Origin of the sequence: Methylobacterium sp. J-030, assembly GCF_022829545.1 — a bacterium.
Taxonomy (GTDB): Bacteria; Pseudomonadota; Alphaproteobacteria; order Rhizobiales; family Beijerinckiaceae; genus Methylobacterium.
The window spans coordinates 1-5936 of the sequence record NZ_JAKSYM010000279.1 but is presented as its reverse complement, the minus strand read 5'-3'; the positions used below and the strand labels follow the sequence as shown (position 1 = coordinate 5936).

The 5936-nt window shown below is 53.5% G+C and carries 5 protein-coding genes and 3 pseudogenes; 3 read left to right on the top strand and 5 right to left on the bottom strand.

What is annotated here, in order from left to right:
- Positions 1 to 127 (top strand): annotated as a pseudogene (locus tag MKK75_RS20305) (IS5/IS1182 family transposase); the annotation flags it as partial.
- 25 nt (positions 128 to 152) lie between these two features.
- Positions 153 to 605 carry a hypothetical protein gene (locus MKK75_RS20300; protein WP_244044322.1) on the top strand — a complete coding sequence of 151 codons (453 nt, stop codon included), beginning with the start codon at positions 153 to 155 and terminating at the stop codon, positions 603 to 605.
- 27 nt (positions 606 to 632) lie between these two features.
- On the opposite strand, the pseudogene MKK75_RS20295 reads toward MKK75_RS20300, so the two are convergent.
- From MKK75_RS20295 to MKK75_RS20280, 4 genes and pseudogenes are all read right to left on the bottom strand, one after another.
- Positions 633 to 933: pseudogene (locus tag MKK75_RS20295) on the bottom strand (recombinase family protein); the annotation flags it as partial.
- Positions 934 to 1082: 149 nt separating this feature from the next.
- Positions 1083 to 2027 (bottom strand): hypothetical protein, encoded by a 945-nt coding sequence (locus MKK75_RS20290; protein ID WP_244044321.1) that lies wholly within the window; start codon positions 2025 to 2027, stop codon positions 1083 to 1085.
- A gap of 3 nt (positions 2028 to 2030) precedes the next feature.
- Entirely contained in the window at positions 2031 to 3122 is a 1092-nt protein-coding gene (locus MKK75_RS20285) for an AAA family ATPase (RefSeq protein ID WP_244044320.1), read from the bottom strand.
- Positions 3119 to 4282, bottom strand: coding sequence for a DUF262 domain-containing protein (locus tag MKK75_RS20280; RefSeq protein ID WP_244044319.1), 1164 nt, complete (start codon positions 4280 to 4282; stop codon positions 3119 to 3121). Before MKK75_RS20280 ends, MKK75_RS20285 begins: the two co-directional genes overlap by 4 nt.
- Before the next feature lie 209 nt (positions 4283 to 4491).
- Between MKK75_RS20280 and MKK75_RS20275 the strand changes: the two genes are divergently transcribed.
- Positions 4492 to 5154 carry an HNH endonuclease domain-containing protein gene (locus MKK75_RS20275; RefSeq protein WP_244044318.1) on the top strand — a complete coding sequence of 221 codons (663 nt, stop codon included), beginning with the start codon at positions 4492 to 4494 and terminating at the stop codon, positions 5152 to 5154.
- Between the two features lie 550 nt (positions 5155 to 5704).
- Here the strand turns inward: MKK75_RS20275 and MKK75_RS20270 are convergent.
- Positions 5705 to 5936: pseudogene (locus tag MKK75_RS20270) on the bottom strand (hypothetical protein); the annotation flags it as partial.

The following is a 5936-nucleotide window of genomic DNA, read 5'->3' as shown; positions in this document are numbered from 1 at the left end:
CAATGCCATCGAGCGCATGTTCGGCCGGCTCAAGGACTTTCGCCGCATCGCCACCCGCTACGACCGCTCGGCCACGAACTATCTCGCTGCCGTCTGCATCGCTGCCACCGTCAGCTACTGGTTATGAGTCCGGACGGTAGGACAGGACGCACATGATCGAATTACCCACTACATCCACCGTGCGCCGTCGCCTGCATTGGATGATCCTGATGGGCACAACCCTGTTGCCGGCCGCTTGTACGGCGCAGACCCCGAGTTGTTCGGACGATCAGGTGGGCGCAAAGGTCAAGGAGCTGATGTTGCAGCGCCTGTCTCAGAACTACGACCTGTCTGCGATGTACGACCTTCCTGCCACCCGGTTCGACCTACGGGCGATCCGCACCGTCGCCTCGGATGAGCGACACGTCTCCTGTCGGGCGGACTTGGCGATAGCGCTTGAACTCAACAGCGAAATGAAGGCCGCAATGGAAAAACCGTCACGTGACGAGACCGCGACGCAGATGATGAAATTGATGTTCGGCAACAACAATCGATCGGTGGATCTGCGCTACAGCGTCGAGCGCACTGACGACGGCAAGGATCTATACATCAGCATCCAGCACTGACTGATGAAACCGCACGGTATGCACAGATCGTGTCAAAACATGTAGGTTGAGGACGGTCACGCATGCCCCGCGCTGTTCGATGTCATGGATTAGGTTGAGCACGTCGGGGGTGTCGCGGCCGAGCCGGTCGAGGCGGGGACGACGAGCTCTCCGCGGGGGCGCAGGAACTCGATGACAGTGGCGGGTTCAGCCCAGCCTTCACGGGGGGAGGGCCGCCCGAAACCTTCTCGACGCGAACGATACCGCAGCCCTCGGTCTTGAGCCGCGCGAGTTGAGTTTCAAGATCTTGGTCCAGGGTGCTGACGCGGGCGTAGCCGATGCGGGCCATGAATTGTCACCTCAGAGTATTAGGCCCGAGGTGAGTAGCGTAGCGCTCAATAGTCCCGTCAACCCCATTGTGACGCCCACCGGCAACGCGGAGTGACGTCCCAATGGGGTATGCCCTAAAGTTGCATAAACAAGAATTAAATAGTTTGTCTAAGTCGGCAAATGAGCGCACATTACTCCAATGATGATTTTGCCACCTTCTGAAATCCTATCTTGGCAAATATGAATTCGATCAGTATGTGCCTCAATTTTTGTATGCCACCAAAACGAGTACTTTACTCCGCCGAATGTCCTCTCGCGAGCCTGCTTGGCTGCACGATTTCGTTTGGTATTTCCATTCTCGTCGGATATATCAATTCCACGGCTTCCAAATTCCTGTGGTGCCTTCTGCCAATCTCCTCTGAATATATGCGCTCCATGGTCGTTCAATACAGATAGATGTCGAACAATATCGGGACATATTTCGCGAAAATCTTTACTCATAGTCTTTATACCAGACAGTACATTATCAACAAAGTCCAGATCGGGGAACGCATATGGGCAAAGTTTTTCGAGATCTGCAATTTTTTGAGATTTTTTCAATGCAAGCCACCTGTAATAAAGGCTTGCGTCGCTTTGGCTGCAAATAAAATACAGCTCCCCCACGCGATCCAAATGGGCCACATTCACGCGCCCTCTAGGCCGCCGATTGCTCTGACACAAGCAGCCGAAATTATCCTCAAAGCCGGCATTTGCAGTAGACAGGGCATGCGAAAGAGAAGGCGCAGGTCCAACGTTGCCTCCATCAATGAAGAAATCATCATCATTTTTCGTCCAACCTAGCTCATCCTCGATATGTTTGAGCCGTGAGACGGCGGCGTTGAATCTTTGACGCACCTCTGGTTCGATATGGATCGGCTTTTCCACATTGAACAAATCGTAGATTGTTTCTTGAATTTTGACACAGCGCGAGTAGAGGTTGCTTGAATTGAAAACATTGTCACTCATCGAATTAAAGGCAACGATAACATCCAGAATTTCTTCAAGGCGCCTGTTTAATTCAAGGATGGGCAGCCCATCAAAGTTCCAGGACGTTTCGTCTATTATATACTTCATAATTCAGCTCGCTCGGCGTGCACGACTGAGTGCTTCGATGTCGATCTGATATTGGTCAAAAAATCCCGGCGGCCATCCGGACATACTCCCCGTTGAAGTAAACTGAAGTTTGACTGGATCGATTCCTAATTTCGTATCAAAATGATAGACGCAGACATCGGAGCTCTTGACGTATTTAAAATCGCCGATGGCTCGTCTTACGCCATTTATGACGTGATCAGAATGAGTTTCAACAATTATATGAAGGCCTGCATTCGCCATCAAGGCTAAAAAAAGCCCTATCTGCGATTGTCCTGAGGGATGCAGATGTGCTTCAGGATTTTCCACAAGGAGGGTGCCATTGTTAGCAGCGCTAAGCGCGGCCAAGATTACCGGTAATGCGAAAGTAATGCCGAATCCGGTGTTGGGAGCTTTGACCCAATCTTCTTCGGTTCTAAACTTCAGGGCAAACTGATTTGCGGCCGGATAATTTTCAGTATCTATCTGTAGAGGCCTTGTGACGCGTGACAGCCAGAATTCGGTCTGCGGTTTAAGCAATGGAGGATTATTGTCACCGTTTTTGAGGATCCGCAATTCATCGATGGGGCTATTGCCCAAGGTATAGATCATCTGTGCGCAGTATTCTCCAGCATGGCCCACCTCAAGCATGTGAGGTGGCAGCGCAGAGGCAGCCTGTGACAGTCTTGGCCCTTGCCGTTCGGCGCAAATGTACTGAAAAGAGCGAGGTTCTTCCGAAAAAACCTGAGCTTTCCTATTATAACCCCTGTTTCTAGTTGCCTTTGCGAATAAATCAGTCTCAGCACCCTCGAAATTCCAATCCAAGACCCGACCGTCCCCATCAGTAAGGCGGATAAGAAATCTCTCGTCAGACGCGTGGTTGAGCAGGTCTTTGAAATTTCCGAGCGATAAGCCGAAAGGGCCGTTCAATTCGACGAGTGAATCCGCGCGCCTCCAACTTTCGTTCGCAAGCAACAAGCCATGCAACAGAGAAGTTTTTCCCGCGCCATTCATCCCAGACAATATGGTCAGCGGCGTAAAAGAAAAATTATTTTTATTGAGTCTCTTGAACCCCTGGAAACTTGCTGCTTTGATCATCCGACAATATCCTGGAGTATCTTCTTGGGCATCTCAAGACGCCTCTCTACTGCTCTAACATCACCGGTCCCCGATGTAACTGAACTTACATAAAGCCTGTCGTCGAACATTTGCTTGAATGCTTCTGCTATCTCGTCCTTATACGGCTTTAGCTGATGATAATGATATTTGGAAAGAGCGATGGCATGGGACTCAAAGATAGCTCGATTGATCGGGCCCCGTCGCTCGGTATTGGGATTCCACCGGCGGAACGCGCTATTTCCCAGTATATCTCGACAGTTTGTCATTGCGCGTTCGAATTTTGACTTTAGCTTAGCTAAATCTAATGCGCGCCGTTTGACTGTTGGACGATTATCCAGAAGCCTAGTAAATTCCAGCAAAAAGGCATCCAAGCTAGCAAATGACGAGTATTCTCCATATGATATGTCGCAGAAGGCGCAGAAGCGAAGCGCCATCTCTCTATTTGCCATTCGCTGGTTATCACGTATCGCATTGCCGCTTGAGTCTTTTTTCCAGAAAGCGTAATCAGTCGCGCGGTCAAATTTATCGTTTTCAGAAAGTGACTTCAGAAAATCACGCGACAGCTGTTTACTCATGCAATGTCTGATTTCTTGCGCGGTGAGAGGACTGCCGCCAGTATTAACACGATTGAATATGTCATATTTCACTTCGTCAGGCGTTTGCGGTTCAATTATGTGAACGACGATCTGCGTCGCGGCAAAGCGCCTCCTTGTTGTCGCGTCAAGACCGCTGTAGTCCAGACCCGCTAAGGGAGATAGGTATTCCAGATTATCACGTTCTAATATAAGCTCTCCTGACATGAACAAATTGATGGTTGTAAGTCTTTGAACGCCGTCAATTACTTGGTGGCTTCCGCTGCTGTCCTGGTTGAAGTAAAATGCTGGCAATGGAATTCCAAGCATGATTGACTCGATCAATCTATCCTGTTGCCTTCTTTTCCAAACATAACTACGCTGAAAATCTGGTGCTAAATCGAGCTCTGCTTCGGTGATTTGTGAGTAAACCTCTCGGATTGTAAAATTTTTGGTAGTGATCCTGATATGTTTCGGGTCCCAGGGTTTCGTTAATGTGGTCTCACGGCCTTTTTCCTCAATTTCTACTTCGTCGTAATCGAACTGGCTGGTTGGCGGGGATGTCACTGGCCTGCTCCGACTCGCTGGCTGGCGTTTGTGAGGGGTATATTACATCAGGTTAGCGAGTGCATGGTGCTACCATCGCAATTTGGAGAACGGCAGCTAAGGGCCGAGCGGAAGTGATATCGTGCGGCGGGCGTGGCTGCGCGCCAGCGTTACCGGGCCGAGGCACTGATTGCCCCCCCTTCGGTGAAGCGCGTCGGATCGTTCTCGCTATGCCTGCTCGCTACACGACTTACATCCCGGCGGGTGTGCCTGTCTTCGAGAGGGCAGGCCGACCGGTGCGCGTGTCCGGCGCAGTGATGCTCACGCCGGATGTCCTGTCGGCCTGGGACTACCTGTCGGTGCCAGAGCCGCTGTGGCGCACTTTGTTGCGGCTCGGCGCCTGGATCGAGCCCGTGCTCGTCGCGGAGTTGGCGCGGCTGATTCGGGGCTATGCCGTGCGTATGGGCCGGGCAAGCCCCCCAGGGGACGTCGCGGCGCACCTCGTCTGGCAGGAGTCGGCGCGCGATACCGCTCTGGCACGCTTCGTCGCGGCAAGGCTCGCAGAGGCTGGCACGCCGCCATTCTGCGTATGGTCCAATACGCCGCTGCGGCTCGACACGCTCGACATTGACCATGGGCTGCCATGGTCGGCATGGCCGTGCGGTGATCTATGGAACCTGTTTCCGGCCTTGCGCAGGGTCAACCAGCACGAGAAGCGCGACCGCCTCCCATCGGCGGCTGCGCTGGCTCGGGCGCGCGAGCCGGTCCTGACGTGGTGGCGTGCGGCTTGGGACGCCGACGCGGCGCTGGCCGACCGGTTCTGGGCCGAAGCTCGGGCAGCGCTGCCGATTGCGGCAGACACCTCGTATGAAGCCGCGTTTACCGGACTGTAATGGCGCCGCCTGCGCGTCAGCCAGGATCAGCAGCCCCCAGAATGGGCAGGCCGCACCGGACCGCTTCCATAACTAACTGAGGCTTAACAGGTGGCCTGCCCGCTACATGCGCGGCTTCGCGTGCCTTGAGTCACTTGCCTTTCGCACGCGAGGCCGTGTTGTCCAACATCGTCCGGTATTAACCGGTGCAAGCCGCTTCAAAATGTGGGCTGAAACGTGGGCTGCGCTAGCAGTCCATCACCGAAAAAGCATACTGCACAACGATTTAGCTTGATGAACTGGCGGAGAGGGGGTCCGACCAACAAAACCTGTAACTTACTGATAAAAACATATTTTTTGTTGAGCGTATGGTTCGAACCCCAGCGCTTACCCCAGCTGCTCATCGCGTGAAATTTTTGGGTCTCCCATGGTGGGCAAGGTATGGCGACAAACGCAAACCGCTAACCTAGCTCCGCTGTCAGTCGAGCAACTACCAGAGACTCATCACCAACGGACCACTTCGGCCAGGACTACCGCGGCCGCCAGCGCTAGCCCCGCGATCCGTTCGGGATCAATGCTGCCGCCGGTCTCGTTGATCGGCGGCGCGTTTTGTGACCCTGACCCACCAAACTGGTCCGCACTGAGCGCGAGTTTTTCGGGCGGCCACGGTCCGGTAGGGGCTTACCGAGATCGGCCAATCGACCGACGCGTCCTCGATAGGTTGCCTCTCGGCGTCGGCCCAGAGTTGAGCCTTCAGCTCGAACGCCACATCATGCTCGCGGAAGAAGTCGATTGCCGCGTGG